This window comes from Streptomyces sp. NBC_01089, from assembly GCF_045162975.1.
Taxonomy (GTDB): Bacteria; Actinomycetota; Actinomycetes; order Streptomycetales; family Streptomycetaceae; genus Streptomyces.
On sequence record NZ_CP108660.1, the window covers coordinates 6,356,745 to 6,383,034 of the forward strand.

General features: G+C 72.0%; 26 protein-coding genes and 1 riboswitch. Of the genes, 14 read left to right on the forward strand and 12 right to left on the reverse strand.

What is annotated here, in order from left to right; genetic code table 11:
- Nucleotides 1-18: 18 nt before the first annotated feature.
- From macS to OG510_RS28555, 3 genes are all read left to right on the forward strand, one after another.
- Nucleotides 19-1,302: a MacS family sensor histidine kinase gene (gene macS / locus OG510_RS28545; RefSeq protein WP_406142598.1), complete on the forward strand. Its 1,284-nt coding sequence runs from the start codon at nucleotides 19-21 to the stop codon at nucleotides 1,300-1,302.
- Entirely contained in the window at nucleotides 1,299-1,997 is a 699-nt protein-coding gene (locus tag OG510_RS28550; RefSeq protein WP_406140597.1) for a response regulator, read from the forward strand. The genes macS and OG510_RS28550 overlap by 4 nt, the downstream gene beginning before the upstream one ends.
- A 140-nt stretch (nucleotides 1,998-2,137) precedes the next feature.
- Nucleotides 2,138-3,166 (forward strand): 6-phosphofructokinase, encoded by a 1,029-nt coding sequence (locus OG510_RS28555; protein ID WP_406140599.1) that lies wholly within the window; start codon nucleotides 2,138-2,140, stop codon nucleotides 3,164-3,166.
- A gap of 6 nt (nucleotides 3,167-3,172) precedes the next feature.
- Here the strand turns inward: OG510_RS28555 and OG510_RS28560 are convergent, their stop codons facing one another.
- Nucleotides 3,173-5,035, reverse strand: coding sequence for an anthranilate synthase family protein (locus tag OG510_RS28560; protein ID WP_406140600.1), 1,863 nt, complete (start codon nucleotides 5,033-5,035; stop codon nucleotides 3,173-3,175).
- 120 nt (nucleotides 5,036-5,155) lie between these two features.
- Nucleotides 5,156-5,266, reverse strand: a complete 111-nt coding sequence (locus OG510_RS28565; RefSeq protein WP_164264848.1) for a trp operon leader peptide — start codon at nucleotides 5,264-5,266, stop codon at nucleotides 5,156-5,158.
- A 50-nt stretch (nucleotides 5,267-5,316) separates the two neighbouring features.
- Between OG510_RS28565 and OG510_RS28570 the strand changes: the two genes are divergently transcribed.
- Entirely contained in the window at nucleotides 5,317-6,672 is a 1,356-nt protein-coding gene (locus tag OG510_RS28570) for a class II 3-deoxy-7-phosphoheptulonate synthase (protein WP_164264849.1), read from the forward strand.
- A gap of 160 nt (nucleotides 6,673-6,832) precedes the next feature.
- The gene (locus tag OG510_RS28575) at nucleotides 6,833-7,156 is read left to right on the forward strand and encodes a bacterioferritin-associated ferredoxin (protein WP_406140602.1); all 324 of its coding nucleotides are present in this window, start codon (nucleotides 6,833-6,835) and stop codon (nucleotides 7,154-7,156) included.
- Nucleotides 7,157-7,206: 50 nt separating this feature from the next.
- On the opposite strand, the gene bfr is transcribed toward OG510_RS28575, so the two are convergent.
- The gene (gene bfr / locus OG510_RS28580) at nucleotides 7,207-7,686 is read right to left on the reverse strand and encodes a bacterioferritin (RefSeq protein WP_406140603.1); all 480 of its coding nucleotides are present in this window, start codon (nucleotides 7,684-7,686) and stop codon (nucleotides 7,207-7,209) included.
- Between the two features lie 176 nt (nucleotides 7,687-7,862).
- On the opposite strand from bfr, the gene OG510_RS28585 reads away from it, so the two are divergent.
- Entirely contained in the window at nucleotides 7,863-8,495 is a 633-nt protein-coding gene (locus OG510_RS28585) for a sulfite oxidase-like oxidoreductase (protein ID WP_406140604.1), read from the forward strand.
- A 66-nt stretch (nucleotides 8,496-8,561) separates the two neighbouring features.
- On the opposite strand, the gene OG510_RS28590 is transcribed toward OG510_RS28585, so the two are convergent.
- The 5 genes from OG510_RS28590 to thiO all read right to left on the reverse strand — a co-directional run bounded on the left by OG510_RS28590 (nucleotide 8,562) and on the right by thiO (nucleotide 13,803).
- The gene (locus OG510_RS28590) at nucleotides 8,562-9,413 is read right to left on the reverse strand and encodes a deoxyribonuclease IV (protein ID WP_406140606.1); all 852 of its coding nucleotides are present in this window, start codon (nucleotides 9,411-9,413) and stop codon (nucleotides 8,562-8,564) included.
- Nucleotides 9,414-9,420: 7 nt separating this feature from the next.
- The gene (gene pknB, locus OG510_RS28595; protein ID WP_406140607.1) at nucleotides 9,421-11,355 is read right to left on the reverse strand and encodes a Stk1 family PASTA domain-containing Ser/Thr kinase; all 1,935 of its coding nucleotides are present in this window, start codon (nucleotides 11,353-11,355) and stop codon (nucleotides 9,421-9,423) included.
- 174 nt (nucleotides 11,356-11,529) lie between these two features.
- Nucleotides 11,530-12,324: a thiazole synthase gene (locus OG510_RS28600; RefSeq protein WP_406140608.1), complete on the reverse strand. Its 795-nt coding sequence runs from the start codon at nucleotides 12,322-12,324 to the stop codon at nucleotides 11,530-11,532.
- A gap of 7 nt (nucleotides 12,325-12,331) precedes the next feature.
- Nucleotides 12,332-12,577, reverse strand: a complete 246-nt coding sequence (gene thiS / locus OG510_RS28605; RefSeq protein WP_406142599.1) for a sulfur carrier protein ThiS — start codon at nucleotides 12,575-12,577, stop codon at nucleotides 12,332-12,334.
- Between the two features lie 23 nt (nucleotides 12,578-12,600).
- Complete coding sequence (gene thiO / locus OG510_RS28610) at nucleotides 12,601-13,803, reverse strand: glycine oxidase ThiO (protein WP_406140609.1); 1,203 nt, start codon at nucleotides 13,801-13,803, stop codon at nucleotides 12,601-12,603.
- Nucleotides 13,801-13,913, reverse strand: a riboswitch (TPP riboswitch). (Overlaps the previous gene by 3 nt.)
- A 132-nt stretch (nucleotides 13,914-14,045) precedes the next feature.
- Between thiO and OG510_RS28615 the strand changes: the two genes are divergently transcribed.
- From OG510_RS28615 to OG510_RS28635, 5 genes are all read left to right on the forward strand, one after another.
- The gene (locus OG510_RS28615) at nucleotides 14,046-15,221 is read left to right on the forward strand and encodes an NAD(P)/FAD-dependent oxidoreductase (protein ID WP_406142600.1); all 1,176 of its coding nucleotides are present in this window, start codon (nucleotides 14,046-14,048) and stop codon (nucleotides 15,219-15,221) included.
- Nucleotides 15,222-15,321: 100 nt separating this feature from the next.
- Complete coding sequence (locus tag OG510_RS28620) at nucleotides 15,322-15,687, forward strand: Rv2175c family DNA-binding protein (protein WP_164267700.1); 366 nt, start codon at nucleotides 15,322-15,324, stop codon at nucleotides 15,685-15,687.
- 122 nt (nucleotides 15,688-15,809) lie between these two features.
- Nucleotides 15,810-16,460: a thiamine phosphate synthase gene (thiE, locus tag OG510_RS28625; RefSeq protein WP_406140611.1), complete on the forward strand. Its 651-nt coding sequence runs from the start codon at nucleotides 15,810-15,812 to the stop codon at nucleotides 16,458-16,460.
- Between the two features lie 141 nt (nucleotides 16,461-16,601).
- Nucleotides 16,602-17,519, forward strand: a complete 918-nt coding sequence (gene metF, locus OG510_RS28630) for a methylenetetrahydrofolate reductase [NAD(P)H] (RefSeq protein WP_164267702.1) — start codon at nucleotides 16,602-16,604, stop codon at nucleotides 17,517-17,519.
- A gap of 52 nt (nucleotides 17,520-17,571) precedes the next feature.
- Complete coding sequence (locus OG510_RS28635) at nucleotides 17,572-18,615, forward strand: hypothetical protein (protein ID WP_406140613.1); 1,044 nt, start codon at nucleotides 17,572-17,574, stop codon at nucleotides 18,613-18,615.
- A 31-nt stretch (nucleotides 18,616-18,646) separates the two neighbouring features.
- Here OG510_RS28635 and OG510_RS28640 read toward each other — a convergent pair whose 3' ends face one another.
- The 4 genes from OG510_RS28640 to OG510_RS28655 all read right to left on the reverse strand — a co-directional run bounded on the left by OG510_RS28640 (nucleotide 18,647) and on the right by OG510_RS28655 (nucleotide 23,973).
- On the reverse strand, nucleotides 18,647-20,083 hold the full coding sequence (locus OG510_RS28640) for a phytoene desaturase family protein (RefSeq protein WP_406140615.1): 1,437 nt from the start codon (nucleotides 20,081-20,083) through the stop codon (nucleotides 18,647-18,649).
- 402 nt (nucleotides 20,084-20,485) lie between these two features.
- Entirely contained in the window at nucleotides 20,486-21,091 is a 606-nt protein-coding gene (locus OG510_RS28645; RefSeq protein WP_406140616.1) for a TetR/AcrR family transcriptional regulator, read from the reverse strand.
- 43 nt (nucleotides 21,092-21,134) lie between these two features.
- On the reverse strand, nucleotides 21,135-23,219 hold the full coding sequence (locus OG510_RS28650; protein WP_406140617.1) for a YhgE/Pip family protein: 2,085 nt from the start codon (nucleotides 23,217-23,219) through the stop codon (nucleotides 21,135-21,137).
- Entirely contained in the window at nucleotides 23,191-23,973 is a 783-nt protein-coding gene (locus OG510_RS28655) for an ATP-binding cassette domain-containing protein (RefSeq protein ID WP_406140618.1), read from the reverse strand. The genes OG510_RS28650 and OG510_RS28655 overlap by 29 nt, the downstream gene beginning before the upstream one ends.
- Before the next feature lie 160 nt (nucleotides 23,974-24,133).
- On the opposite strand from OG510_RS28655, the gene OG510_RS28660 reads away from it, so the two are divergent.
- From OG510_RS28660 to OG510_RS28670, 3 genes are all read left to right on the forward strand, one after another.
- Complete coding sequence (locus tag OG510_RS28660; protein WP_406140619.1) at nucleotides 24,134-24,760, forward strand: SAV_6107 family HEPN domain-containing protein; 627 nt, start codon at nucleotides 24,134-24,136, stop codon at nucleotides 24,758-24,760.
- Between the two features lie 94 nt (nucleotides 24,761-24,854).
- A complete protein-coding gene (locus OG510_RS28665) occupies nucleotides 24,855-25,613 on the forward strand; it encodes a methyltransferase (protein WP_406140620.1) in 759 nt (252 codons plus the stop codon).
- Between the two features lie 248 nt (nucleotides 25,614-25,861).
- On the forward strand, nucleotides 25,862-26,254 hold the full coding sequence (locus OG510_RS28670; protein WP_164267065.1) for a DUF3040 domain-containing protein: 393 nt from the start codon (nucleotides 25,862-25,864) through the stop codon (nucleotides 26,252-26,254).
- Nucleotides 26,255-26,290: the final 36 nt, after the last annotated feature.

Below are 26,290 nucleotides of genomic sequence, written 5' to 3' on the forward strand. Positions count from 1 at the left end.
CGCGAGCGCGTCGTGCGGATGTCGGTGGAGCTGCCGCTGTGGCGTGCTCTGACCGCGTACCGCGTACTGACGATGGTCTACGCGATCCTGCTGTTCGCCTTTGCCTACGGGAAGTTCCACCGCCCGTGGGTGGCCGTCGGCTACTTCGCGGTACTGACCGTCTGGACCCTGGCCACCCTCCCCAGGGTGGCCAACGCGGCCCGCTGCACCAAGGGCTTCCTCTGCGCCGATCTCACCGTGGCCCTCGCGGGCATCCTGCTGACGCCCGTCGCGGACTCGCACGCCCGGGTCGTCGGGGGCGCCACGACGATGCCGTCCATATGGACCGCGGGCGCGGTCCTGGCCTTCGCGATCAAGGGGGGCTGGCGCTGGGCGGCCTTCGCCTCGTCGCTGGTGGCGGTCGCCAATGTCACCGAGCGCGGCGAGCCCAGCGCGGGCACCGTCCACAACGTGGTCCTGGTGTGGATCGCCTCCATCGCCATCGGCTACATCGTCGAGGTCGCCCGGGCGTCGGAGCGCACCCTCGCCCGCGCCCTGGAGATCGAGGCGGCCACCCGCGAGCGGGAGCGGCTGGCCCGTGACATCCATGACAGCGTGCTCCAGGTCCTGGCCATGGTGCAGCGGCGCGGCGCCGAGCTGGGCGGTGAGTCGGCCGAGCTCGGCCGGATGGCGGGGGAGCAGGAGGTGGCCCTGCGCACCCTGGTCTCCAGCGGTCTCGTCCCGCCGACACGGGACCCCGCCGACACCGGTACCGATGCCGGTACTGGAGCCGCTTCCGGGGCCGGCGCGAACGGTGACACGGGGGGCGGCGCGGACGCGGACGGGAGCGGGCCCTGCGATCTGCGGTCGCTGCTCGCCCCGCACGCCGGATCGCGGGTGAGCTTCGCGGAACCAGGCGCTCCGGTGCTCATCGATCCGCTGGCCGCGAAGGAGCTGGCCGCCGCTGTCAGTGCCGCCCTGAACAATGTCCGCAGACACGCGGGCAGCGGCGCCCGTGCGTGGATTCTCGTGGAGGACGAGCCGGCCGAGGTGATCGTGACGGTACGGGACGACGGACCGGGCATCCCGGAGGGGAGGCTCGCGGCCGCCGAGGGGGAGGGGCGCCTCGGTGTCGCCCTCTCGATCCGCGGCCGGCTGCGGGATCTGGGCGGCAGCGCCGAGCTGATCTCGGTGCCGGGCCAGGGCACCGAAGTGGAGCTGAAGGTGCCGAAGAAGACACGAAGGACCATGCGGGGGACGGAACGCGGCGGACGGGACACGGGACGGGACACGGGGACGGGACATGCGGGGCACGGGACATGAGTGAGCAGGGGCACATGGACGAGCAGCGGACGGCAGGGACGGTCAAGGTGATGGTGGTCGACGACCACCCGATGTGGCGGGACGCGGTCGCCAGGGACCTGACGGCCGCCGGGTTCGACGTCGTCGCCACGGCGGGCGACGGCCCCCAGGCGGTGCGCAGGGCCAGGGCCGTCAGCCCCGACGTGCTGGTGCTGGACCTCAATCTGCCGGGTATGCCGGGCGTCCAGGTCTGCAAGGAGCTGGTCGGAGCCGACCCGGGGCTCCGTGTCCTGGTGCTCTCGGCGAGCGGTGAGCACGCCGACGTACTGGAGGCGGTGAAGTCGGGCGCCACCGGATATCTGCTCAAGTCCGCCAGTACACAGGAGCTTTCGGACGCCGTCCGCAGCACCGCGGCGGGCGACCCGGTCTTCACGCCGGGCCTGGCGGGCCTTGTGCTCGGCGAGTACCGCAGGCTCGCGTCCGACCCGGCGCCCGCGGCCTCCGACGAGCCGAAGGCCCCGCAGCTCACCGAGCGGGAGACCGAGGTGCTGCGGCTCGTCGCGAAGGGGCTGAGCTACAAGCAGATCGCCGAGCGCCTGGTCATCTCGCACCGCACCGTGCAGAACCACGTACAGAACACCCTCGGCAAGCTCCAGCTGCACAACCGGGTGGAGCTGGTGCGGTACGCGATAGAGCGCGGCCTCGACGACGCGTAGGGCGTGTCCGCAAAGTCGCGTCGAGGGGGCCAACCCCGCGCATCCGGGCGGGAATTGACCGTCCGCCCTATCCCTTTGTGACCTGGGTCACCGTAGCGTGGACCGTACGGTGTCTTCCACTGCGAAGGGACGTGGTTCCAGTGCGGGTCGGAGTGCTGACCGGGGGCGGCGACTGCCCAGGGCTCAACGCGGTCATCCGGGCTGCCGTCCGCAAGGGCGTGCAGGAGTACGGCTTCGGGTTCACCGGATTCAAGGACGGCTGGCGCGGCCCCCTGGAGGGCGACACCGTCACACTCGGCATCCCGGAGGTCCGCGGGATCCTGCCACGCGGCGGCACCATCCTCGGGTCGTCGCGCACCAACCCCTTCCGCACCGAGGACGGCGCCCACCGGGTGCGGGAGTCCCTCGCCGGGCACCAGGTCGACGCGCTGATCGTGATCGGCGGTGAGGACACCCTGGGCGTGGCGGGCCGCCTCTGGGACGAGTACGGGGTCCCGTGTGTCGGCGTACCGAAGACCATCGACAACGACCTCTCGGCCACCGACTACACCTTCGGCTTCGACACGGCGGTCGGGATCGCCACCGAGGCCATCGACCGCCTGCACACCACCGCCGAATCGCATATGCGGGTCCTGGTGGTCGAGGTGATGGGCCGGCATACGGGGTGGATCGCCCTGCACTCCGGTCTGGCCGGCGGCGCCAACGCCATCCTCATCCCCGAGCAGCGCTTCGACATCGACCAGGTCTGCTCCTGGGTGACCTCGCGCTTCCGCGCCTCGTACGCCCCGATCGTGGTCGTCGCCGAGGGGGCGATGCCGAAGGACGGCGACGCGGTGCTCAAGGACGGCACGCTCGACTCCTTCGGCCACACCCGGCTCTCCGGCATCGGCGAGTGGCTCGCCACCGAGATCGAGAAGCGGACCGGTGAGGAGGCCCGCACCACCGTCCTCGGCCATGTCCAGCGCGGCGGCACCCCCAGCGCCTTCGACCGCTGGCTGGCCACCCGGTTCGGGCTGCACGCGATCGACGCCGTGCGCGAGGGGGACTTCGGCACGATGGTCGCCCTCAGCGGGACGGACATCGTGCGGGTACCGATCGCGGAGGCGACCGCGCGGCTCAAGACGGTCGACCCCGCCCTCTACCGCGAGGCCGGGGTCTTCTTCGGCTGACCGGCCCTACACCAGCACCCCCGCCAGTAGCCCGGCCACCATCCGCGCCCCGTCCTTCGAGAGCACCGACTCCGGGTGGAACTGCACACCGGCGTACCCGTCCCCGCGCAGCGCGTGCACCTCACCGCCGGCCGGCTCACGGCTCAGCTCGATCCGGCGCGCCGCCAGCTCGGCCGCCGCCCTGTCGTCGCACCGGGCCGTGTACGAGTTGTAGAACCCGACGGTCTCCTCGCGCCCGAAGAAGTCGATGCGCTCCTGGACGCCCTGGTGGGGGACCGCCTTGCGGACGATCTCCAGGCCCAGCTCGGCCGCCAGCAGCTCATGGCCCAGACACACCCCGAGCAGCCCGTGCCGGTGGTCTCGGAGCAGCTCCGCGGTGAGCCCCCGCAGGAACCGCATCTTCGGGTCGGCCCGGTCCGCCGGGTTGCCGGGTCCCGGGCCGAGCACCACCGGCCCCCGGTGGACCAGGGCGCTCTCCCGCAGACCCGGCTCGTCGTACCGCCGCACCGTCACATCGAGCCCCGACGACCGCAGCAGATGCGCCAGCATCGAGGTGAACGTGTCCTCCGCGTCCACCACCAGCGCATGGCCCGCCACGGTCGCGGCCGGCTCCTGCATCCGCAGCCAGAACGGCGCGAGGTCGGCCCGCCGCGCCTCAAGCGCCGCCCGCACCCGCGGGTCGTCGGCGAGCCGCGGCCCCGCCGTCTCCCGGCGCGGCCTGCCCTCCCGCACCCCGAGCGCCGTCAGGACCCCCGCCGCCTTGGCGTGTGTCTCGGCGACCTCGCTCGCCGGATCCGAGTGACGTACGAGCGTGGCGCCGACCGAGACCCGCAGCGCGCCCCCGGCCGAGATGTCGGCCGTACGGATCAGGATCGGCGAGTCCAGCGTCTGCGCCCCGCCCGCGTCCCGCCCGATGAGCGCCAGCGCGCCCGCGTAGTAGCCGCGCCCGTCCGTCTCGTACCGCTCGATGACCCGGCAGGCGTTCTGCACCGGCGAACCGGTGACGGTCGCGGCGAACATCGTCTCCTTGAGCACCTCGCGCACATCCAGCGAGCTGCGGCCGCGCAACTCGTACTCGGTGTGCGCGAGATGGGCCATCTCCTTCAGCCGCGGCCCGACGACGACCCCGCCCATGTCGCCGACGGTGCACATCATCTTCAGCTCCTCGTCCACCACCATGGAGAGCTCGTCGGTCTCCTTGCGGTCGCCGAGGAAGTCGAGCAGCGCCCCGGCGGTCGGCCCCTCGGGCGGATAGCGGAAGGTCCCGCTGATCGGGTTCATCACCACCGTCCCGCCGGACATCCGGACGTGCACCTCCGGGCTCGCGCCGACCAGGGTGCGCTCCCCGGTGTGCACCACGAACGTCCAGTACGCGCCCCGCTCACCGTCGAGCAGCCGCCGGAACAGGGCGAGCGCGTCGGCCCGGCCGAAGCCCGGGACCGAGCCGGTGTACGTACGCCGGACGACGAAGTTCGCGCCCTCGCCCCGGCCGATCTCGTCCTCGACGACCCGCCCGACGATCTCCCGGTAGGCGTCGTCGCTGACGTCGAAGCCGCCGTTCTCGACCTGGACGCCGTGTGCGGGCAGCTGGTCGAGCACCTCGTCCAGCGGCAGCTCGTACGTCTCGTCGGCGACCAGGACCGCCAGCGGCGTCCCGTCGTCGCGCACATCGAAACCGCGCTCGCCGATCTGCCGGAACGGCACCAGGGCCAGCACCGGACCGCTGTCGCCCGCCGGGATGTCCGCGAGCCGCTCCACCTCGTGGACCTCGCCGGTCAGCAGCTCGACGGTGTCGTGGTCACGGCCGGGAGTGCGCCTGCGCAGCAGGGCGAAGGGGCGGTGGTCGTCCAGCAGAGCGCTGATGAGCATCGGGGGTGTTCCTTCCGGGCGCCCCGCGGTGCGGGGAGGGGGTGTACGGAGAGGAACGGCCGGGTGAAAACACGGAAGGCCGCCCCTCGGGCGGCCTTCGCTTCGTCTGTACGCGCGATGTCAGTGGGCCGCCGGATGAGCGGTCCACCACCAGTTTCGAGTCGTCGTCGCGAACATGGTGCGGACTGTAGCGCATCGGCGGCGGCCGGCCGGACACCCCGGCCGTCTCATCCACCGGGCACCACCAGAACCGGTCAGAGCGACCCCGTACTGTTGGCGGTGTGACCGTGAACGCTGAAACCCAAGCCCCCGCCGCAGAGGCGTCCTGGCGAGACCTTCCCGCGGTGCAGCAGCCCGAGTACCCGGATGCCGGCGCTCTGCGCGATGTGATCGCGGACCTCACGTCGTATCCGCCGCTCGTCTTCGCCGGCGAGTGCGACCAGCTGCGCGAGCGGCTGGGAGCCGTGGCCAGGGGCGAGGCGTTCCTGCTTCAGGGCGGCGACTGCGCCGAGGCGTTCGACGCCGTGTCCGCCGAGCACATCAGGGCGAAGCTCAAGACGCTGCTGCAGATGAGCGCCGTGCTCACCTACGCGGCTTCGGTGCCCGTGGTGAAGGTCGGCCGGATCGCGGGCCAGTACTCGAAGCCGCGTTCCAAGGGGACCGAGACCCGCGACGGTGTGACGCTGCCGACGTACCGCGGCGACTCGGTCAACGGCTTCGACTTCAACGAGAAGTCCCGGGTCCCTGACCCGGAGCGGCTCAAGCGGATGTACCACGCCTCGGCGTCGACGCTGAACCTGGTCCGCGCCTTCACCACCGGCGGTTACGCGGACCTGCGCCAGGTGCACGCCTGGAACCAGGACTTCGTCAAGTCATCGCCGTCCGGGCAGCGTTACGAGCAGCTCGCCCGCGAGATCGACAGCGCGCTGAACTTCATGAAGGCGTGCGGGACCGACCCGGCGGAGTTCCGCGCGGTCGAGTTCTACGCCTCGCACGAGGCGCTGCTCCTCGACTACGAGTCGGCGCTGACCCGTACGGACTCCAGGACCGGCAAGCTCTACGACACCTCGGGCCACATGGTCTGGGTCGGCGAGCGCACCCGGCAGCTGGACCACGCGCACATCGAGTTCGCCTCGCAGATCCGCAACCCGATCGGTGTGAAGCTCGGCCCGACGACCACCCCGGAGGAGGCGCTCAGCTACATCGAGCGTCTGGACCCGGACCGCGAGCCCGGCCGGCTGACCTTCATCGTCAGGATGGGCGCGGACAAGGTCCGCGACCGGCTGCCGAACCTGGTCGAGAAGGTCACCGCGTCCGGCGCCCAGGTCGTCTGGGTGACGGACCCGATGCACGGCAACACCTTCGAGGCGGCGTCCGGCCACAAGACCCGCCGCTTCGACGACGTGCTCGACGAGGTCAAGGGCTTCTTCGAGGTCCACAAGAGCCTGGGCACCCACCCGGGCGGCATCCATGTCGAGCTGACCGGTGACGATGTCACCGAGTGCGTGGGCGGCGGCGACGAGATCTTCGTCGACGATCTGCACCAGCGCTACGAGACGGCCTGCGACCCGCGGCTCAACCGCAGCCAGTCGCTCGACCTGGCGTTCCTGGTCGCGGAGATGTACCGGGCGCAGTAGGCAGTACCCGCAGCAGGACAGCGAAAAGGGGCCGTGGGGCGCGGATCACAGGGATCCGCCCCCACGGCCCCTTTTGCACGCCCGGGGGTAAGGTTAGGATTACCTCACCGATTGGTCGGGGTGGTGCCCGTCAGCGATCCCGTCCGGGAGGTGAACCCGCGTGTATGTCTGCTCGTGCTTCGGCGTGACCGAGAAGCAGGTGAAGGACCACGCGGACGCCGGCGCCTGCACCCCCCGGGAGATCGCGTCGGCCTGCAAGGCGGGCACCGACTGCGGTGGCTGCGTCCGCAGCATCCAGGCGCTCCTCGGCCGGGGCGGCTGCCCCCGCCGCGAACTCGTCGAAGGGCGCGGACAGCCCGCACAGGAGCCCGTGAGCGGCCCCGGGCCCGTGGTCCGGCCGGAGCCCGTGGCAGGCAGGCCCGTGCCGGAGCCCGTGGCGGACAGGCCCGTGCCCGCCCGGTCGCCGCTGCCCGAAGCGGCCTGACTCCGGCTACTCCGGCTCCGTACGGCCCGCCCGTTCCGTTTCCCTTGTTCTCAGCTGTCCGGCTGTTCGATCACCTGGGCGATGTAGAGCGGCTCACCGAGTTTCTCGACCAGCTCCAGCTGGGTGTCGAGATAGTCGATGTGGTGCTCCTCGTCGGCGAGGATCGACTCGAAGATGTTCGCGGACGTGATGTCGCCCTTGTTGCGCATGACCTCGATCCCGCGCCGGAGCCGGTCGATGGCCTCGGCCTCGACCTGCCGGTCCGCCTGGAACATCTCGGTGACCGTCTGGCCCACCCGGACGTGGAAGAGCCGCTGGTAGTTGGGCAGGCCCTCCAGGAAGAGGATCCGGTCGGTGAGGATCTCGGCGTGCTTCATCTCGTCGAACGACTCGGACCTGGTGTATTTCGCCAGCTTGGTCCAGCCGAAATTCTCCTGCATCTTCGCGTGCAGGAAGTACTGATTGATCGCCGTGAGTTCTCCGGTCAGCTGCTCGTTGAGAAACTCGATGACCTCGGGGTCGCCCTGCATCGCAGAGGCTCCTTCCAGGCGTGGATCCGGGCAGATTCCGCGCATCCTGTCACCGCCCATCGGGGGATTCCAGTAAGTGCAGGCTTAGTACGAGTTGCCCTGGTCGGCGCTGACCCGGTCCGGGCCTGGTGCAGACCTGGTCATGACCACCCCGCGAGGTCTGTCACCATGGATACATGGGTCAGCCGGAGAGCCGGGAGCAGCAGGGAGCGGCGCAGTCCGAGCTTCCACCCGGGCAGCGGCTGCAGCGCGGCTGGCCCGTGACGCACTACGGCCCGGTCCCGAAATTCAAGCCCGACCGGTGGGAATTCCGGATCTTCGGGGCCACCGCTGACGGCGAGAAGCACTGCTGGAACCACGAGGAGTTCTCGGCGCTGCCGTTCTCCACCGTGGTCGCCGATCTGCACTGCGTGACGAAGTTCTCCATGCTGTCGGCCGAATGGGGCGGTGTGAGGGCGCGGACCCTGGTCGAGCTGGCACCGCCCGCGCCGCAGGTCACCCATGTGATGGTCTGGGCCGAGTACGGCTACAGCGCCAATCTGCGCCTGGCCGACTTCACGGACGCGAAGACCCTTTTCGCGACCCACAAGGCCGGTGAGCTGCTGACCGCCGAGCACGGGTTCCCGCTGCGGCTCGTCGTGCCGCAGCTGTACGCCTGGAAGGGCCCGAAATGGGTCCGCGGGATCGAGTACATGACCGCGGACCGCCGTGGCTTCTGGGAGGAGCGCGGGTACCACAATCTCGGCGACCCCTGGCAGGAGCAGCGCTACTCGTACCAGGAAGGCCCCGGCGACGGCCCCGAGCTCTGAGCGGGCTGCCTCTCGGGGCGGCTGTCTTCCCGGGACGGGGGCTGTCCCCCAGGAGACCGCGAGATCTCAGGGGCGCAGCGACTTCAGCCGGGCCACGTCCGCCGTGTGCCCCTCCTTGCCGCCGGGGGTCTCGATGATCAGCGGCACCCCCTCGGTCGCCGGGTGGGCGAGCAGCTCCCTGAACGGCTCCGCGCCGATGTGACCCGCGCCGATGTTCTCGTGCCGGTCCTTGTGGGCGCCCGTGGCCTCCTTGGAGTCATTGGCGTGGATCAGCCTGAGCCTGCCCTCGCCCACGGTGTCCACCAGCAGGTCCAGGGTCTGGTTCATCCCGCCGGGACCCGCGAGGTCGTGCCCCGCCGCGAAGATGTGGCAGGTGTCCAGACAGACCCCGAGCCGCGGGTGCGAGTCGAGCGCTTCGAAGTACGGCCCGAAGTCCCAGGTGCGTGAGCAGAGCGAGGAGCCCTGGCCCGCCGTCGACTCCAGCAGCAGATACGGGTCGTCGTCCTCGGTCAGCTCGTCGAGCAGCGGCAGCAGATGCGTACGGACCTGTGCGAGCGCCTCGGACCTCGGGCGGCCCCCGGTCGCCGAACCGGTGTGGACGACGACGCCCAGCGCGCCGATCTCCCGGCCCCTGCGCAGGGAGTGGCGCAGCGACTCCACCGACCGCTCCACCGTCGCGGCCGTGTGCGAACCGAAATTGATCAGATAGGGCGCGTGCACATACGCCGTGACCGACTCGTTGGCGCACTCCTTGCGGAACTGCTCGTCCTGGTCCGGGTTCCCGGTGGGGGTGGCCCAGCCGCGCGGGTTGGCGACGAAGACCTGCACGGTCTCGGCGCCCATGTCGCGGGCGTAGGGCAGGCCGGTCCTGGCGAGGCCGCCGGCCACGGGTACATGGCCGCCGATGGGATTGCGCACGGTGCTCTCAGAGTCCCTTGGTCTTGATGGTGATGGTGCTGCCCTCGGGGGCACGGCCGCCGCCGTCGACCGACTGGGTGTCGACGGTGTTGCTGAAGGACAGGAACGGCCGGTCGACATGGACCTTGAAGCCCTTGTCGGTCAGCGTGCTCTTCGCGTCGGCCACGCTGTCGCCCGTGACATCGGGGACCGTGATCATGCGCGGGCCCTTGGAGACCGTCAGCGTGACGGTGTCGCCCTCCTCGGCCCGGGCGGCCCCGGCCGGCGACTGCTTCGCGATCTGCCCGGCGTCCTCGGTGGAGTTGATCTGCTCCGGTGCGACCACGACCTTCAGCTTCTGGTCCTGGAGATCGGCGCGGGCGTCCTCCAGGGACTCGCCCGTGACATCCGGTACGTCGACCGGGGAGCCCTTGGAGACGACCAGGGCGATCGCGGAGCCGGCGTGCCGCTCGGTGCCGGACACCGGGTCCGTACGGATCACCTTGCCCCGGGCGACCCCGTCGCTGAACTCCTTGGTGACCATGCCGGACGCCAGCCCGGCCTTGTCCAGGTCCTGCCTGGCCCGTGCGAGCGGCTCACCCTCGACGCGGGGCACCTTCACGATCTCCGGTCCGCGCGAGACGACCAGCGACACCGCGTCGTTGTCCCGGATGCGGGCGCCCGACGCCGGCTTGCTGCTCATGACCTCGCCGCGGTCGTAGGTGTCGCTGAACGCGCGCTCGGTCCTCTTCACGTCGAGCCCGGCGGCCGACAGCCGTGACTTCGCGGTCTTCTCGGGCTGGCCGAGGAGCGAGGGGACCCGGGTGAACTGGCCCGAGTTGATGTACCAGACACCCGCTCCGACGCCCAGCACCAGCAGGACGGCGACGACCGACGCGATCAGACCGCGGCGGGCCCGCCGGCCGCGGCGCACCGGCCGCCGCTCCGGCTCGGGCTCCTCGCCCACCGGCATCACCAGACGGCTGGTGCGGTTGACCCCCGCGGCGGGCAGCGGGCGCCGGATCACATCCGTACGTTCCTCGGAGGCGTCCGCGCCGGAGTCCGTCCCGGACGGGAGCGCCTGCGGCGGTACGGCGTCCAGCTCGGCGTCGCTCAGTGCGGCGCGGGCCTCGCGGACCTGGCCGAGCAGCGCCACCGCGTCGTACGGCCGGTCGTCCGGGCGCCTGGCGGTGGCGGTCGCCACCAGGCCGTCCAGCCGGGCGGCGAGTCCCGGCACGGCGGCGGACGGCGCGGGCACCCCTTCGTTGAGGTGCTGGTAGAGGACCTGGGCGGCGGTGTCGCCGCTGTGCGGCTTGGCGCCGGTGAGCATCTCGTACAGCACCACACCGCAGGCGTAGACGTCCGCCCGGGTGTCGGCCGCGCCCTGCTCGATCTGCTCGGGGGCCAGATACGAGACGGTGCCCAGGATGGCGCCCGTGCTGTTCGTCTCGGTGTCCACGGCCCGGACGAGGCCGAAGTCGGCGACCTTCACCCGGCCGTCGTCCCCGATCAGGATGTTCTCCGGCTTCATGTCGCGGTGCACGAATCCGGCCCGGTGCGCGGCGCCGAGCGCGGCCAGCACCGGCTCCAGGATGTCCAGCGCGGCCCGGGGACAGAGCGCGCCCCGCTCACGCAGGACGTCGCGCAGGGTGCACCCGGCGACGTACTCCATCGCCAGATAGACATGCGCGCCGTCCGCGCCCTGGTCGAACATGCCGACCACATTGGGGTGGTCGAGGCGGGCGACGGACTTGGCCTCCCGGATGAACCGCTCGACGAACGTGGCGTCGACCGCCAGCGCGGGGTGCATCACCTTGAGGGCGAGCACCCGGTCCAGACGGGTGTCGACCGCCCGGTAGACCGTGGCCATGCCACCGACCGCGATGCAGGCGTCCACCCGGTAGCGGCCGTCGAGCAGCTGCCCGACGAGCGGGGCCTGCGGGTCACCAAGCGTCGTATCCACGCTGGCGAGTGTACGAGTCGGCGCTGACAGGGCCTAAGCCGTCCTGGTGAATCGGCCGGGACTGAAGCCGAGCTGTGACAGGCCGGTGAGGACCGGCGTGAGGACCGGCCCGCGGACCGGTGTGAGGACCCGGCCCGCGGGTCCCGGAGGCGCTCCGGCACGGTCGGCCGGCCTCTAGAACGCCGGCCGCTCCGGATCGAGTGCCGCGCGCCCCTCCTCCGGAGACGACGCCCGGGCGAAGTGCCTGCGGGGGATCCGGCCCGCCCGGTGAGCGAGCCGGCCCGCCTCCACACCCCGGCGCATCGCGGACGCCATCAGTTCCGGCTCCTGCGCGCGGGTCACCGCCGACGCCAGCATCACGGCCGCGCAGCCGAGCTCCATCGCCAGCGCCGCGTCCGACGCCGTACCGGCGCCCGCGTCGAGGATCACCGGCACTCCGGCCCGCTCCACGATCAGCTGGAAGTTGTGCGGATTGCGGATGCCGAGGCCCGAGCCGATGGGGGAGCCGAGCGGCATGATCGCCGCGCAGCCCACCTCTTCGAGGCGGCGGGCCAGCACCGGATCGTCGTTGGTGTACGGCAGCACCGTGAAACCGTCGTCCACCAGCGTCTCGGCGGCGTCGAGCAGCTCCACCGGGTCGGGCAGCAGGGTGTGCTCGTCCGCCACGACCTCCAGCTTGATCCAGTTCGTGCCCAGGGCCTCGCGGGCCAGCCGGGCGGTGAGGACCGCCTCGCCCGCAGTGAAGCAGCCGGCGGTGTTCGGCAGCACCTTGACGGCGAGCCTGTCGAGGACCGAGAGGACCGAGCCCTGCACCGTGGGGTCGAGGCGGCGCATCGCCACCGTCGTGAGTTCGGTGCCCGACGCGATCAGTGACCTCTCCAGCACATCGAGGCTGGGCGCACCGCCGGTCCCCATGATCAGCCGGGAGGAGAACTCGGTGTCGGCGAGAGTGAAGGAATCGTCTGCCATGTCCGGATCAGCCTCCCTGGACCGCGGTGAGAATCTCGACGCGGTCGCCGTCGGCGAGCGCGGTACGGGGCCACCTGCCCCGGGGCACGACGGTCTCGTTGACCGCGGCGGCGACGCCCGACGGCGCACTGGTGAAGCCGGTGACCAGTACATCGAGGGTGGTGCCCGGGGCGATCCCACGGGGCTCGCCGTTGACCGAGACCCGCGCCTGAGGCGCGGCCACGGGCGGTGCGTCCGCCGCCGGGGTGTTCACGGGGGGCACGTTCAGTGGCACGTTCATGCGGGCTGCTCCTGTCGTACGGGCGAGAAGCGCCGGGGAGTGAAGGCGCGGGCCTCGGCGGGCAGCTCCCCGGTGGTGAGCAGTTCGGCCATCACATCGCCGGTGACGGGCGTGAGCAGCACGCCGTTGCGGTAGTGGCCGGTGGCCAGCAGGAGGCCGGGCAGCGCGCTCGGGCCGAGCAGCGGCGCGTTGTCGGGGGACGCGGGCCGCAGCCCCGCGCGCGTCTCCGTGAGCGGGAGTTCGGTGATGCCGGGTACCAGCTCATGGGCGTCGCGGAGCAGTTCGTACACCCCGCCCGCGGTGACCGTGGTGTCCCAGCCCAGCTCCTCGCTGGTCGCGCCGATCACCAGCTCGCCGTTCTCCCGGGGGACCAGATAGAGGTGGCTGCCCCGGACGACCGCGCGGACCGTCCGGCTGAGGAACGGCGCGTACACACGTGGCACCGTCAGCCGCAGCACCTGGCCCTTCACCGGGCGTACGGGCGGAAGCACCGCGTCCGGTACGCCCGCGAGCCGGCCGCTGAGGCTGCCCGCCGCCAGCACCACCTGGCCCGCGGGCAGGGCCGTTCCGTCGGCCAGCACCACACCGGTGGCCCGGCCGCGCTCCACCGTCAGTCGCTCGGCCCAGTCGCGGTGGAAGGTGACCCCGGCCCGCTCGCACGCGATGACCAGCGCCTTCGCGAGCCGCCGCGGATCGACCTGGTGGTCGCCGTCCACCCGGAGCCCGCCGCGTACACCCGGCGCGAGCATCGGTTCGAGGCGCCTGCACTCGCGCCCGGTGAGCCACTCCGACTCCAGGCCGGAGCGGACCTGGAGCGCGTGCAGCTCCCGCAGATTCGCCCGGTCGTCGAGGTCGAGCGCCACCGCGAGGGTGCCGCAGGCGCGGTAGCCCAGCTCCTGGCCCGACGCCTCCGCCAGCTCCGCGGCGAACGCCGGATAGCGGCGGGCGGACTCCAGATTCAGCCCGAGCAGGACCTGCTCGCCGTAGTGCAGTTCTGTGACGGCGGCCAGCATGCCCGCCGCGACCTGCGCGGCGCCGCCGCCCGGCTCGGGGTCGACGACGGCCGTACGCAGTCCGCGCTGCGCCGACCGCCAGGCCGTGACGAGACCGATGATCCCGCCACCGACGATCAGTACGTCCGGCAGCGCGCCCACCGTGTCGGCGTGGTGCGCCTGATGACTGGCGTGATGGGTGTGCATGGGCGTCCAGCCCCTCCCTTCGCCGGCATGACCCGGATCAGGTTCGTACGGTCGGAGGCCGTCCAGCCTCCCTCTCAGCCCGGTGCGCCCGGACTCCCGCGAGTGGTTCAGCACGGCCAGCCTAACCCCGGTCGGTGCCGCCTCGTAAGCCGTCACAGGACACCCCCTGTTCTGACGGGTCGTCAGGTGCTTAAGGTGATCGGGTGAGTGAGCCGAGGAACGTCGTCATCGCCGGCGCGGGCATGGCCGGAGTGCAGACCGCTGTCGCCCTGCGGGACCAGGGCTTCACCGGACCCGTCACGCTGATCGGCGAGGAGTCCCACCAGCCGTACGACAGACCGCCGCTCTCCAAGGCGGTGCTGCTCGGCAAGGCGGACGGCTCCGCCTTCGACGTCGACTTCGCCGCGCTCGGGGTCGAGCTGCTGCTGGGGTGCGAGGTGACCGGCCTGCGCCCGCGGGACCGGGAGCTGGACACCGCGCGCGGCCCCGTCCCGTACGGGGCTCTGGTCGTCGCCACCGGCGCCCACCCGGTCACGCTGCCCGGCAGCGAGGGCGCCCCCGGAGTTCATCTGCTGCGCACACTCGACGACGCGGGACGGCTGCGGGCCGTCCTCGCCGACCGCCGGGACGTGGTGGTGGTCGGCGCGGGGTGGATCGGCGCCGAGTTCGCGACGGCCGCACGCGAGGCGGGGTGCGCGGTGACGGTCGTGGAGGCGGCGGGCCGGCCGCTCGTCGGGGTGCTGCCGCCCGAGATCGCGGCGCCGATGGCCGACTGGTACGCCGACAGCGGCGCCGAACTCCTCACGGACGCCCGGGTGTCCCGGGTCGAACCGGGCGCCGTGGTCCTGGAGTCCGGGCGGCGGCTGGCGGCCGGGGCGGTCCTCGTCGGCATCGGGGCCAGGCCCGCGACCGGCTGGCTGGCCGGTTCCGGTATCGCGCTCGGCGCCGAAGGGTCGGTCCTGGCCGACGAACGGCTGCGCACCTCGCTCCCGGACGTCTACGCGGTCGGCGACTGCGCGTCCTTCCCGTCGCGCCGTTACGGCGAGCGGCTGCTGATCCACCACTGGGACAACGCACTCCAGGGGCCGCGCACGGTCGCCGCCGACGTGATCGGTGAGACCCCGCAGATCTACGACCCGGTGCCCTACTTCTGGTCCGAGCAGTTCGGCCGCTTCGTCCAGTACGCGGGCCACCACGCGGCCGCCGACACCCTGGTCGGGCGCGGCGACCCGGCGGGGCCCGCCTGGTCGGTGTGCTGGCTGCGGGAGGAGCGGCTGGTCGCGGTGCTCGCCGTCGGCAGGCCACGGGATCTGGCCCAGGGACGGAAGCTGATCGAGTCGGGCGCCCCGGTGGATCCGGCCCTGGCCGCCGATCCGGCCGTGCCGCTCAAGGCGGCGGTCCGCCCCCGGCAGGACTGACCGCGGCCGCCGCCGTGACCGCCGCCGTGACCGGCGTACGACGGCCCTGAAGGGCTGAGTCCGGGTATCGGCTGTCAGTGCGGGATGGCAGGCTTGTCCCGTGACCGAGATTGACGCAAAAACCGACGCTCTCATCCCCGCCTGGCTGCACCTGCCCGACATCGCCGAGATGTTCGACGTCGAGGTGACCCGTGTCCGCCAGCTGGTCAGGGACGGCACGCTGATCGCCGTACGCCGTGGTGAGAACAGGGCGCTCCAGGTGCCCGCCGCCTTCATCGACGGCACCAAAGTGGTCAAGGGCCTCGCCGGCACCCTGACGCTCCTGCGGGACGACGGCTTCAGCGACGAGGAGATGCTGGAGTGGCTCTTCACCCCCGACGAGACCCTGCCCGGCACGCCCGCGCAGGCGCTGAGCGAGAATCGCGGGACGGAGGTGAAGCGCCGGGCCCAGGCGCTCGCCGTCTGATCGAAGCGTGATCACCTCGCGGTGTACGGACCGGGCCCGTCCCGGGCCGTACACCGCGGCCCGTTGCCGTCCGTCCAGCCGTCCGTCGCCGTCCAGCCGCCGTCCCTTGGGGGGAACGCCCGATGTCCACCGCACCCGCTCCGCTGTCCGATGCCCGGCTGTATCTCTGCACGGACGCGCGCAGGCGCCAGGGCGACCTGCCCGAGTTCCTGGACGCCGTGCTGGCCCACGGCGTGGACATCGTCCAGCTGCGGGACAAGGGCATGGAGGCGGCCGAGGAGCTGGACCACCTCCAGGTCTTCGCCGACGCCTGCCGCAGGCACGGCAAGCTGCTCGCGGTGAACGACCGGGCGGATGTCGCGCACGCCATCTCGTCCGACGTGCTGCATCTGGGCCAGGGCGACCTGCCGGTCCCCGCCGCCCGCGCGATCCTCGGCCCCGATGTCCTCATCGGCCGCTCGACGCACGCGGAGTCCGAGGTGGACGCGGCCGCGGCCGAGCCCGGCGTGGACTACTTCTGCACCGGCCCCTGCTGGCCCACCCCGACCAAGCCGGGACGGCACGCACCGGGCCTCGGCCTCGTGCGGTACGCGGCGGGGCTCGCCACCTCGCGGCCCTGGTTCGCGATCGGCGGGATCGACGCGGGCAATCTGGACGAGGTGCTGGACGCGGGGGCGCGCCGGGTGGTGGTCGTCCGCGCGATCACCGAGGCGGCCGACCCGGCCGCGGCCGCCGCCGCGCTCGCCGCCCGGGTCAGGGCCCGCAGCGAGTGACGCGCAGCGGGTGGCGCGGGAGCGGCGGGACGGAAAGTGCCGGGACAGAGAAGTGTCCGATGGGTGGACAAGTATCTCGCAAATCGGGCATAAAGTCCGGGCGTGGTTGGGGGAGTGCCACGCCCTGACTAATCTGCCCGTATGGCCTCCGGCACCTCCTCCACCAGAACCGACCACGCCCGAACCGTGCGCGACCTGCTCGCGACCGGCAGGACGCTGTACTCCTTCGAGTTCTGGGCGCCCAAGACCGAGAAGGGCGAGCGGAACCTCTGGAACGCGCTGCGCCGTGTCGAGGCGGTGGCGCCCAGCTTCGTCTCGGTGACCTACGGTGCGGGCGGTTCGTCCCGCGCTGGCACGGTCAGGGCCACCGAGCAGATCGCGTCGGACACCACGCTCACCCCGGTTGCCCACCTCACGGCCGTCAACCACTCCGTCGCCCAGCTGCGCAACATCATCGGCCAGTACGCCGACGCCGGGATCCGGAACATCCTGGCCGTCCGCGGCGACCCGCCCGGCGACCCGATGGGCGAGTGGGTCAAGCACCCGGAAGGCGTGATGTACGCCGCCGACCTGGTGCGGCTGATCAAGGAGTCGGGTGACTTCTGCGTCGGCGTCGCGGCCTTCCCCGAGATGCACCCGCGCTCGGACAACTGGGAGAGTGACATCCGGCACTTCACCGACAAATGCCGGGCCGGTGCCGACTACGCGATCACCCAGATGTTCTTCGATCCGGAGGACTATCTGCGGATGCGTGAGCGGGTGGTGGCCGCTGGTTGCGACACCCCGGTCATTCCGGAGGTCATGCCGATCACCAATGTGCGGCAGTTGGACCGGTTCGCGCAGCTCAGCAACGCGCGCTTCCCGTCCGGTCTGAAAGAACGCATCCATGCCGTCAAGGACGACCCGGCCGCTGTACGCTCCATTGGCATCGAGTTCGCTACGGAGTTCTGCGCGAAGCTGCTCTCCGAGGATGTCCCTGGGCTGCACTTCATCACGCTGAACAACTCCACCGCGACCCTCGAAATCTACGAGAATCTCGGACTGCACAAGCAGTCCTGACCGGCACATCCGCCCCCCCCGCACGGGGCGGTGGCCGCAGAGAGGGGCGTACATGGGCTGGACGGTCCTCTATGTCGGGTTCGGATTCGTCGCGCTGTGGCTGCTGGGCGAGGTGCTGCTGCAGTACAAGGCCAGGCTCCGCTGGCGGCTGCTCGCCTTCACCGGGTTCCTCGGCGTGGTCTTCGGGGTGCTGCTGCACTCCGTGCCGGTGATCGTGGTGGGCGCCATCGCGTTCGCCGTCGGCCAGTTGTACGTCACGCTCTCCTTCCGGCGCGGCTTCTCGACCGGCTGGGCCATAAAGGGCGCACCCCGCGAGAACAAGCGCCGCAGGGCGCGTGGTGGGAGCGGGGCGAAGGACCCCGTACTCGAAGTCTCGGACCTGCAGTACGAGCAGCAGCCGGGGCAGGAGCCGCAGGACGGCCAGGACCAGCCGGGCGGCGCGCAGTACGACACCCAGGACGGCGTCTTCGCACAGCACGGCCAGGACGCCGACGGCTACGGGCAGTCCGCGTACGGCGGCAGCGGCTACGGCCCCGACGGCGGATTCGGCCACGACGGAACCGGCCACGACGGCGCCGCCTATGCCGCCTACCCGCCCGGCGCGGCGGACTCCGGCACATCCCCCGGCCAGGACCCCTCACGGGCCCAGGAACCGATGGCCGCGAGCGTCTACGCGCCGGAGCCGATGCCCGACGAAACAGGCCAGTACGGCATATACAGCGACACGGCGTACGGAACCGGGGCGCAGTACGGCACCGGCTACGACCAGAACGGCGGGACGTACGACAGCCAGTACGGCTACGGCGGCGAGCAGCAGCAGTACGCCGCCTACTCGGACCCGTACATCGGCGCCGGCCAGTACGGGGCCTCGTACGGCGGCCAGCAGCAGTACGCCGATCCCTACGCCGACCAGTACGCCAACGACACCCCGCCCGGCGGGGTCTGGGTCCCGCAGCAGCGCGACACCGAACCGGCGTACGGCGAAGCGGCCTACGGCGCTCCGCGCGACCCCGAGCACCCGGACCACTCCGAGTACTCGGCCCAACAGCCGTACCAGAGCGGGCACAACGGCTACAACGAGCAGCAGCGGTACTGAGAAGGGGGCGGCGCCGGGCCGCCCGAGGCCGTCACCGCGAGCCGCGGAAGCCTTCGCCCTCGACGATGAGCCCGGCGGCCAGCGCCCCCGACATCCCGGCGTGTGCGAGCCCGCCGCCGGGGTGCGACCAGCCGCCCGCGAAGGAGAGGCCGGGCAGCGGCGACCGGTTGGGCGCGGGCAGCAACTGCCCCCGCGCACCGGCCAGGGCCGGTCCGGGCACCTGGGGCGAACCGGTCTCCCGCAGCGTGTCGGCTGGGGTCCGTACCTCCCGCCACAGCACCCGCTCGCGCAGCCCGCGCACGGCGGACTCCGCCGCCGCGACCACCCGGTCGGCGAACGCTTCCGCCCGGTCGCCGGTGGCCCAGTTCTCCGACCCGCCGACGTCCTGGCCGGTGACCGGGACCGTGACCGTCAGTGTGACGGCCTCGTGGCCGGGGCCCGGGACCAGCGCCGGATCGTCCGGGCGCCCCACCGTCACCATCGGCAGGTCGCGCTCCGCGCGGTGCACCACGGTGCGGTGGACGGCGTCCGTGTCCCGGTCCCCGCGCAGCGCCAGACAGACCACGAACCGGCCGCTCCGGGTGCCCGATTCGCGGTGCGGCCCGTGGGCGGACGGCAGCGGGGCACCCGCGACCACATGGTCGGCGTCGACGCCGCTCCCGTCGGCCAGCTCCAGACCGCAGGCCCTGCCGTCCTTCTCCCGTACGTCCGTGACCTCGGCCGAGAACACGAACTCGACCTTCCGCGCCAGGCACCGCTCGTACACCGCGTCCGCCAGCGCCCGCATGCCCCCGCGTACGTACCAGTTGCCGAAGGTCTGCTCCATGTACGGCAGGACGGCGGCCGACGCCGGGACCGTCAGCGGATCGAAACCGTACGACACGGCATAGCTCGCCAGCAGGGCCGCCAGCCGCGGGTCCCGCAGCTCCCTGCTGCCGATCTCGGCGAGCGTGGTCGCGCTGCGCCGCAGCAGCCCCGTTCTGAGCGCCGGATACGGATCGAGGCCCAGCGGGTCCGGATCGGCGGGCAGCGGCTCCTCCAGGAGCGGGCGCCTGGTGCTGTCCCAGGTCTCCCGCGCCCGGTCGAGGAACGCACCCCAGCGGGCGCCCGCGCCGCCGCCCAGTGCGGCCTCCAGGGCCGCCATGGCCCCGGCACGCGAGGCGTTCGGCAGCAGGACGCGGGTCCCGTCGTCGAAGAGGTGGCGGGCCGCCGGATCCACCTGGACCAGCTCGACGCACTGCTCCAGCGGTTCACGGCCCGTCTTCACGAACAAGTCGCGGTAGACGGCGGGCAGCTGGAGCAGCCCCGGCCCGGTGTCGAAGGCGAAGCCGTCGCGCGCGAAGCGGCCCACCGCCCCGCCGTGGGTCTCCGTACGTTCGTACACCGTCACCCGGTGGCCTGCCACAGCCAGCCGGGCGGCAGCCGCCATGGCGCCCATCCCGGCGCCGATCACCGCAATCCGTGCCATGGCAGGAACTTTATCGGGGCGCCGTGCGCCCCCGCTGGGGTGGCGCACACACGTCTGAGTATCCGTACCTAGAAGCGGAGATGAGTAGTTACGCGGATGGGCTCCCACCTGCGAGGACGGCAGAGTGTGGAGCACGGAAGGGGCGCGGCGCCGGCACCGCCGACACGGGGCGGCGGAAACGGCGCGGCTCCCCCGACGAGTACGGGATGTACGGGGGAGTACAGCGGGGGAGTACGGGGGAAGCGCCGTCCGGCAACGGCTCGGGAGACCGGGCCGGGCCTGGCGGCGCTCTTTCTTTCCCGCTCGCTCCTTCTCCGCCGGCCTGTCTGCCGAACTTTCTCCGCCGCGCCTTCTCAGCCGCTCGTTGTCCGCTCTCGTTCTCCGCTCTCGCTCTCCCGGCCGTCAGCGCCCGCTGACGCGGCCGTGCAGCAGACGGGAGAGCGCCGCGTGCACCTCGTCGATCGACCGTCCGGGCTGGAACGCCTGCCAGTCGAGCGCCGCCACCAGGACCATGCCGACCAGGGCGGCAGCCGTCAGCGGAATGTCGATCTCCTCGCTCAGCTCGCCCCCTTCGACGGCCTCGCGCAGCACGGTCTCGACGACGGCGACGGCCTCCTGGCGTACCACGAGCAGGGTCGACTGCCAGGCCCTGTTGGTGCGCCACAGCTCGGCCACGTACAGCTGTGTGAAGGCCGGGTAGGCGTCGATGAAGCCGAGGCCCGCCCGGATCATGGCGTCCAGTGCCTCGACCTTGCTGCCGCCGCGCTCCGCCGTCGTGTCGGCCGCTGCCTGGAGCGCGGCGGTGAGAAGCCCGACCCCGTGCCGCAGCAGCTCCTCGAAGAGCACGGTCTTGCTGGCGAAGTTGTAGTAGACCGTGCCCTTGGCGACCCCCGCGCGCTCGGCGATCTCCTCCACCGTGGTGGCGGAGAAGCCCTTCTCCGCGATGAGAGTGACAGCCGCCTCGTACAGCTTCTGCCGGGTGGCCTGCCGTCTGGTGCTGGTGTCCATGCCCCCGATTCTCACAGGCCACCTCCCGCACAGGCCATTTCACTCACAGGCTCAGCTCCGGATGCAGCCGTTCCATGGTCCACACCTGCTTGCTCCGCGCCGAGAGCGCGGTCAGCGCCAGCGCACCCGCGGTGAAGCCGAGCAGCACGGCGGAGCCGGTCCACACCGGGGCGAGGCCGCCGCCCGTGATGAGTCTGCGCAGCCCCTCGACCACGTAACTCATCGGCAGATACGGGTGGATGGCGTTGAAGAACGCCGGGCTCGTCTGCACCGGATAGGTGCCGCCCGCCGAGGTCAGCTGGAGCATCAGCAGCGCCAGCACCAGGATCCGCCCGGCCGCGCCGAAGCGGGCGTTCAGCCACTGCACGATCGCGGCGAAGCAGCAGGTCACCAGGGCCAGAAAGCCCAGGGTCCCGGCGGCGCGGGCCAGCTGCAGGCCGATCGCCCAGTGCAGTACGGCCATCAGCGCGGCCGTCTGGAGCACCCCGATCGCGGCCACCGGGAGCCAGCCCGCGAAGGTGATCCGCCACGCCGACGCGCCCGCGGCCAGCGCGCGCCTGCTGAGCGGCTGGATGAGCATGTACGCGACCATCGCGCCGACCCAGAGCGAGAGCGGGATGAAGTACGGGGCGAAGCCGGTCCCGTAATTGGGCGCCCGGTGTAGCGACTTGGCGGCCAGCCGCACCGGATCGGCCATCACCGAGGTGCGCCGGTCCCGGTCCTGCTTGTCGTAGTCCGGGATCTTGGACACCCCGTCGTGCAGACCGGTGGCCAGGGTGCCCGCGCCGTCGGAGAGCTTGACGATCCCGCTGTGCAGGGTGTGCGCGCCGGTGTTCAGCTTCCCGACGCCGGAGTGCAGCGAGGTGGCGCCTGTCCTGGCCGTCGAGAGCCCGGAGTGCAGCCGTGCGGCGCCGCTCGCGACCCGGTGTGCGCCGCTGTCCAGCTCGTTGACCTTGCGCACGGCCGTGTCCAGGTCGCCGGAGAGGTGCGGGGCGTTCCTCGCCAGGCTGTCCGCCTGCTTCTGGAGCGTCGCGAGCTGTCCGTCGAGCTTCCGCAGATCGCCGTTCTGCTGCTGTACGAGGCCGTTGACGTCGCCCGCGATCCTCGCCGTGTCGGCTGCCGCCTCCTTGGCCTTCTTCAGCTGGGGGCAGGCCGGGTCGGGGACGGGCAGGTCCTGGCAGCGCGCCCGGTAGACGCTGTTGAGGTCGGTGGACGCGGTGGCCGCGCCCTCCGCCGCCGGCGGGGCGGCCTTCACCAGGGTGGCGAGGTGGTCCCGTACGACCTGGGTGGTGTCGGAGACCAGCCGCGCCCCGTCACCGATGGACTTGCCGTTGTCCTTGAGGAAGGGGCGGACGGCGCTCGCGGCGCCGTTCACCTTGTTCGCGAGGGTCCGGGTGCCCGCGGCGACCTGCTTCGATCCGGACTGCAGAGCGGTCGATCCCTTGTCGAGCTTCTTGATGCCACCGGCCAGCTTGCCGCTGCCTGCCTTGGCGTCCTTCAGCCCGTCCGCCAGGTCCTTGGAGCCCTTCCGCGCCTTGCCGAGCCCGGTGGTGAGGTCGGACGCGCCGTCGGCCGCCTTCGCCGTCTGGTCGTGCAGGCTCGCGAAGGAGACGTAGATGCGGTCCAGGAAGGTGCGGGACGCGTGTGTCGATGCCGAGGACCTGACCTCGGAGAACACCGTCCGGGAGAGCTGTCCGACGATGTAGTTGTTGGCGTCGTTCGTCCGCACCTGGAGAGCGCCGGTCTCGGGGGAGTCGCCCGAGCTGGAGGCGACCCGGCTGCTGAAGTCGGCCGGCATGGTCAGCGACAGGTAGTACGTCCCGTCCTCGACGCCCTTGCGGGCCTCGGCGGCGCTGGTCTCGTGCCAGTCGAAGACCTTGCTGTCGCGCAGCCCCTCGGTGATGTCGTCGCCCGCCCTGACCTTCGTACCGGCGGCTTCGGCGCCCCGGTCGTCATTGACCAGGGCGACGGGTATCCGGTCGAGCCTTCCGTACGGATCCCAGAACGACCAGAGGTACAGGGCGCCGTAGAGCAGCGGGAGCAGCAGAAGCGCGACGAGCGCGGCGCGGGGGAGGCGGCCCCTGCCGAACCGCTTCAGCTCAAGGGCGGCCAGTCTCGGCGAGCGCATCGGCTGCCCCTTCCTCTGTCTCCGTTATTTCCTTTGTCTCCGTCATTTCCTTCGGCGCGGTCCGCCGGGTGGAGACGGTGAGCACGCCGTCGGGAGCGCCGGCACAGACGGCGAGCGTGGTGACACCGCTCGCGGCGATGGACCGGAGCAGCTCCCAGACCTCGTCGCGTTCGGGGCCGGAGAGCTTGAGGTCCGCGTCGTCCACGGCGAGCAGCCGCGGACCGCCCATCAGGCCGAGCGCCACCGAGAGCCGCAGCGCTTCGAGACGCTCCAGATCCCGCACGGAGGTCCGGCCCTTCTTGGGCAGCGCGGCGAGGTCGAGCCCGGCGGCAGCCGACGCCGCCTCGATACGGGCACGGGCCGCCGCCGCACGCTCGGAGCGGGGCTGCAGCAGGGCGCGGAGCGAACCGCTGTAACGCCGCTGCAGCAGGGCCCGCTCACGCAGATGCTCGTCGACGGTGAGCGCCGGGTCGAGCTCGCTGACTCCGGGGACCGGGCCGAGCGCGCTGATCCGGCGGACCTCGGCCGACTTCCTGGGCAGCGGGAACCCGGCGACCTCGGCACGGCCCTCGCTCGTGCGCATCCGGCCCGTCAGGGCGAGGAGCAGACAGGTGCGGCCGGATCCTGACGGGCCGTCGACGGCGATGAGCGCGCCCGGCTCCGCGTCGACGCTCACACCGCGGAACGCCCAGCCGTGCGGGCCCCTGAGCCCCAGCTGCTCCGCTCTGACAGCTGCCCCGTGCGGGCTGTCCACGACACCCTCCCCTGCTCCCGTACTGACCGGTCAGTACAAAAAAGTACGCTGTACTCGGCGGTCCTCGCAAAGCCCCAGGTCAGCGCCGATTGTCAGTGGTGGCCCGCAGGATGGACACAGACGGCCACAGTGCCGTCACACGACGACAGGAGGTTCCGTCATGGCCAGCTCGAACGCCGCACCAGCGCACCGGCCCCGTGTCACCGCCCCTGCCCCCTCGGTTGTCCCCGCGTCCGCCCCGGCGCCCGTCCCCGCGTCCGTCCCCGCGCCCGCCCCGGCGCCCGTCCCCTCCGCGGCCCCCGCGCAGGACATCCATCCGGTCGCCCGCCGGACCACGGCCCCCGCGGCCGCTCTCGATCTGCTGGCCCAGGCCCGCGCCGGACTGGACGAGGCCGCCGCTCTCGAAGCGCCCAACGAGCGGTATGCCACGGCCCATCTCGCCGCGCTGCGCACCGCGGCAGCGGTCCTCGCCTCACGGGCCAGGCCCGAGGACGTCCCGCGCCGGAAGGCGGGCGGCGCCCGCCGGCGGAACGCCATCCGTACCGCCTGGGAGCTGCTGCCTGAGCTGGCCCCCGAGCTGACCGAGTGGAGCGCCCTCTTCGCCTCGGGCGCCGGCCGCAGGGCCAGGGCGGAAGCGGGCATACCGGGGGCGGCGGGCAGCCGTGACGCCGACGATCTGCTGCGGGACGCGGCCATGTTCCTGCGCCTGGTCGAGCGGCTGCTGGCCCTGCAGCCCGCGCTGCCGCTGCTGCCCCGCCCCGGGACGGAGCGCCGCCACACGGGGTGACCAGGGGGACCTTCGAAGGCAATAGGGTGGGAGCCAGTCTTTGCTGTCTACGGCCCGCCGTCCGCGGCGGCACCGCGCCGAGGAGTCAACCGCCGTGTCGGACCAGCTGCGCCCCCGCGCCTCCCTTCGTACCGCCGTGGTGTGGGACGTACTGAAAGACGCCCTCGACCGCCGGGCCGAAGCGACCGGCCGGGCCGCCCTGGATGTGCTCGACACCGGCGGCGGCACCGGGAACTTCGCGGTGCCGGTCGCCCGCCTCGGCCACCGGGTCACCGTGGTCGACCCCAGCCCCAACGCGCTCTTCGGCCTGGAGCGCAGGGCCGCCGAGGCCGGCGTCGCCGACCAGGTGCGCGGGGTGCAGGGCGATGTGCTCGGCCTGTTCGACGTGGTGGAGCGCGGCGGATACGACGCGGTGCTCTGCCACGGCGTCCTCGAATACGTGGAGGACCCGGCCGAGGGCATCAGGAACGCGGTGGACGCGCTCCGCCCCTCCGGCGCCCTCAGCCTGCTCGCGGCCGGGCTCGGCGGCGCCGTCCTGGCCCGGGCGCTCGCCGGGCACTTCACCGAAGCCAGGCAGGCGCTGACCGACCCGGCGGGACGCTGGGGCGAGGGCGACCCGGTGCCCCGGCGTTTCAGCGCGGAACAGCTCACCGAGCTGGTCACCACGGCCGGTGTGGAGGTCGGCGCGGTGCACGGCGTACGGGTCTTCGCCGACCTCGTTCCCGGGGTCCTGGTCGACACCGAGCCGGGCGCCCTTGAGGCCCTGCTGAAGCTGGAAGCGGCCGCGGCGGAGCTGCCGGCCTTCCACTCGGTCGCCACCCAGTTGCACGTTCTGGGCAAGAAGCAGGGCTGATCAGCAGCGCAGTCGGCCACGGAGTGACACACAGGCCCCCCGTACGGGGGCTAGTCCCCGTATGATCGGGGTAACCATCCGGCATGACGGTGCGGCCGTCGGGGAATGCACGCCCCGGCAGCTGTGTCCGCATGGCGGCCCGGATGGTGAATTGGCGTAGAGGGCGGGTTTCACGGGGGCGAATCCCTGCCTATTCTGAAAGGGCCGCATCACGGTCGTACCCCGCGACCGACGAGTAGGAGGACTCCGTGCCGCTCTCGGAGCACGAGCAGCGCATGCTCGAGCAGATGGAGCGAGCGCTGTACGCCGAAGATCCCAAGTTCGCGACAGCGCTTGAGGGAAGCGGGCTGCGCAGGTATACCCGTCGCCGGGTGTACCAGGCGATCGCCGGCTTTCTGGTGGGTATCGCCCTCCTCATGGCGGGAATGGTCGCTCAGCAGATCTGGATCAGTGTGGTGGGGTTCCTCGTCATGCTCGGCTGCGCAGTGCTCGCTGTCACCGGATGGCGCAAAGCGCCCAAGCCCGGTGAACAGCAACAGGCCGGAGGCCCGGCCCCGGGCCGACAGGCCAGGAAACACCGTTCGGTGATGAACCGCATCGAGGAGCGGTGGCAGCGCCGCCGCGACGAGCAGGGCCACTGAAGGGCCACTGACCGGACCGCCGGTCAGCGACAGATC

Coding starts and splice junctions, on each gene's coding strand:
- macS (WP_406142598.1), top strand. CDS start 19: ATGTCGGTGGAGCTGCCGCTGTGGCGTGCTCTGACCGCGTACCGCGTA.
- OG510_RS28550 (WP_406140597.1), top strand. CDS start 1,299: ATGAGTGAGCAGGGGCACATGGACGAGCAGCGGACGGCAGGGACGGTC.
- OG510_RS28560 (WP_406140600.1), bottom strand. CDS start 5,035: ATGCTCATCAGCGCTCTGCTGGACGACCACCGCCCCTTCGCCCTGCTG.
- OG510_RS28565 (WP_164264848.1), bottom strand. CDS start 5,266: ATGAGACGGCCGGGGTGTCCGGCCGGCCGCCGCCGATGCGCTACAGTC.
- bfr (WP_406140603.1), bottom strand. CDS start 7,686: ATGCAGGGCGACCCCGAGGTCATCGAGTTTCTCAACGAGCAGCTGACC.
- OG510_RS28585 (WP_406140604.1), top strand. CDS start 7,863: ATGGGTCAGCCGGAGAGCCGGGAGCAGCAGGGAGCGGCGCAGTCCGAG.
- OG510_RS28600 (WP_406140608.1), bottom strand. CDS start 12,324: ATGGCAGACGATTCCTTCACTCTCGCCGACACCGAGTTCTCCTCCCGG.
- thiO (WP_406140609.1), bottom strand. CDS start 13,803: ATGCACACCCATCACGCCAGTCATCAGGCGCACCACGCCGACACGGTG.
- OG510_RS28615 (WP_406142600.1), top strand. CDS start 14,046: ATGGCCGGAGTGCAGACCGCTGTCGCCCTGCGGGACCAGGGCTTCACC.
- thiE (WP_406140611.1), top strand. CDS start 15,810: ATGTCCACCGCACCCGCTCCGCTGTCCGATGCCCGGCTGTATCTCTGC.
- metF (WP_164267702.1), top strand. CDS start 16,602: ATGGCCTCCGGCACCTCCTCCACCAGAACCGACCACGCCCGAACCGTG.
- OG510_RS28635 (WP_406140613.1), top strand. CDS start 17,572: ATGGGCTGGACGGTCCTCTATGTCGGGTTCGGATTCGTCGCGCTGTGG.
- OG510_RS28640 (WP_406140615.1), bottom strand. CDS start 20,083: ATGGCACGGATTGCGGTGATCGGCGCCGGGATGGGCGCCATGGCGGCT.
- OG510_RS28645 (WP_406140616.1), bottom strand. CDS start 21,091: ATGGACACCAGCACCAGACGGCAGGCCACCCGGCAGAAGCTGTACGAG.
- OG510_RS28650 (WP_406140617.1), bottom strand. CDS start 23,219: ATGCGCTCGCCGAGACTGGCCGCCCTTGAGCTGAAGCGGTTCGGCAGG.
- OG510_RS28660 (WP_406140619.1), top strand. CDS start 24,134: ATGGCCAGCTCGAACGCCGCACCAGCGCACCGGCCCCGTGTCACCGCC.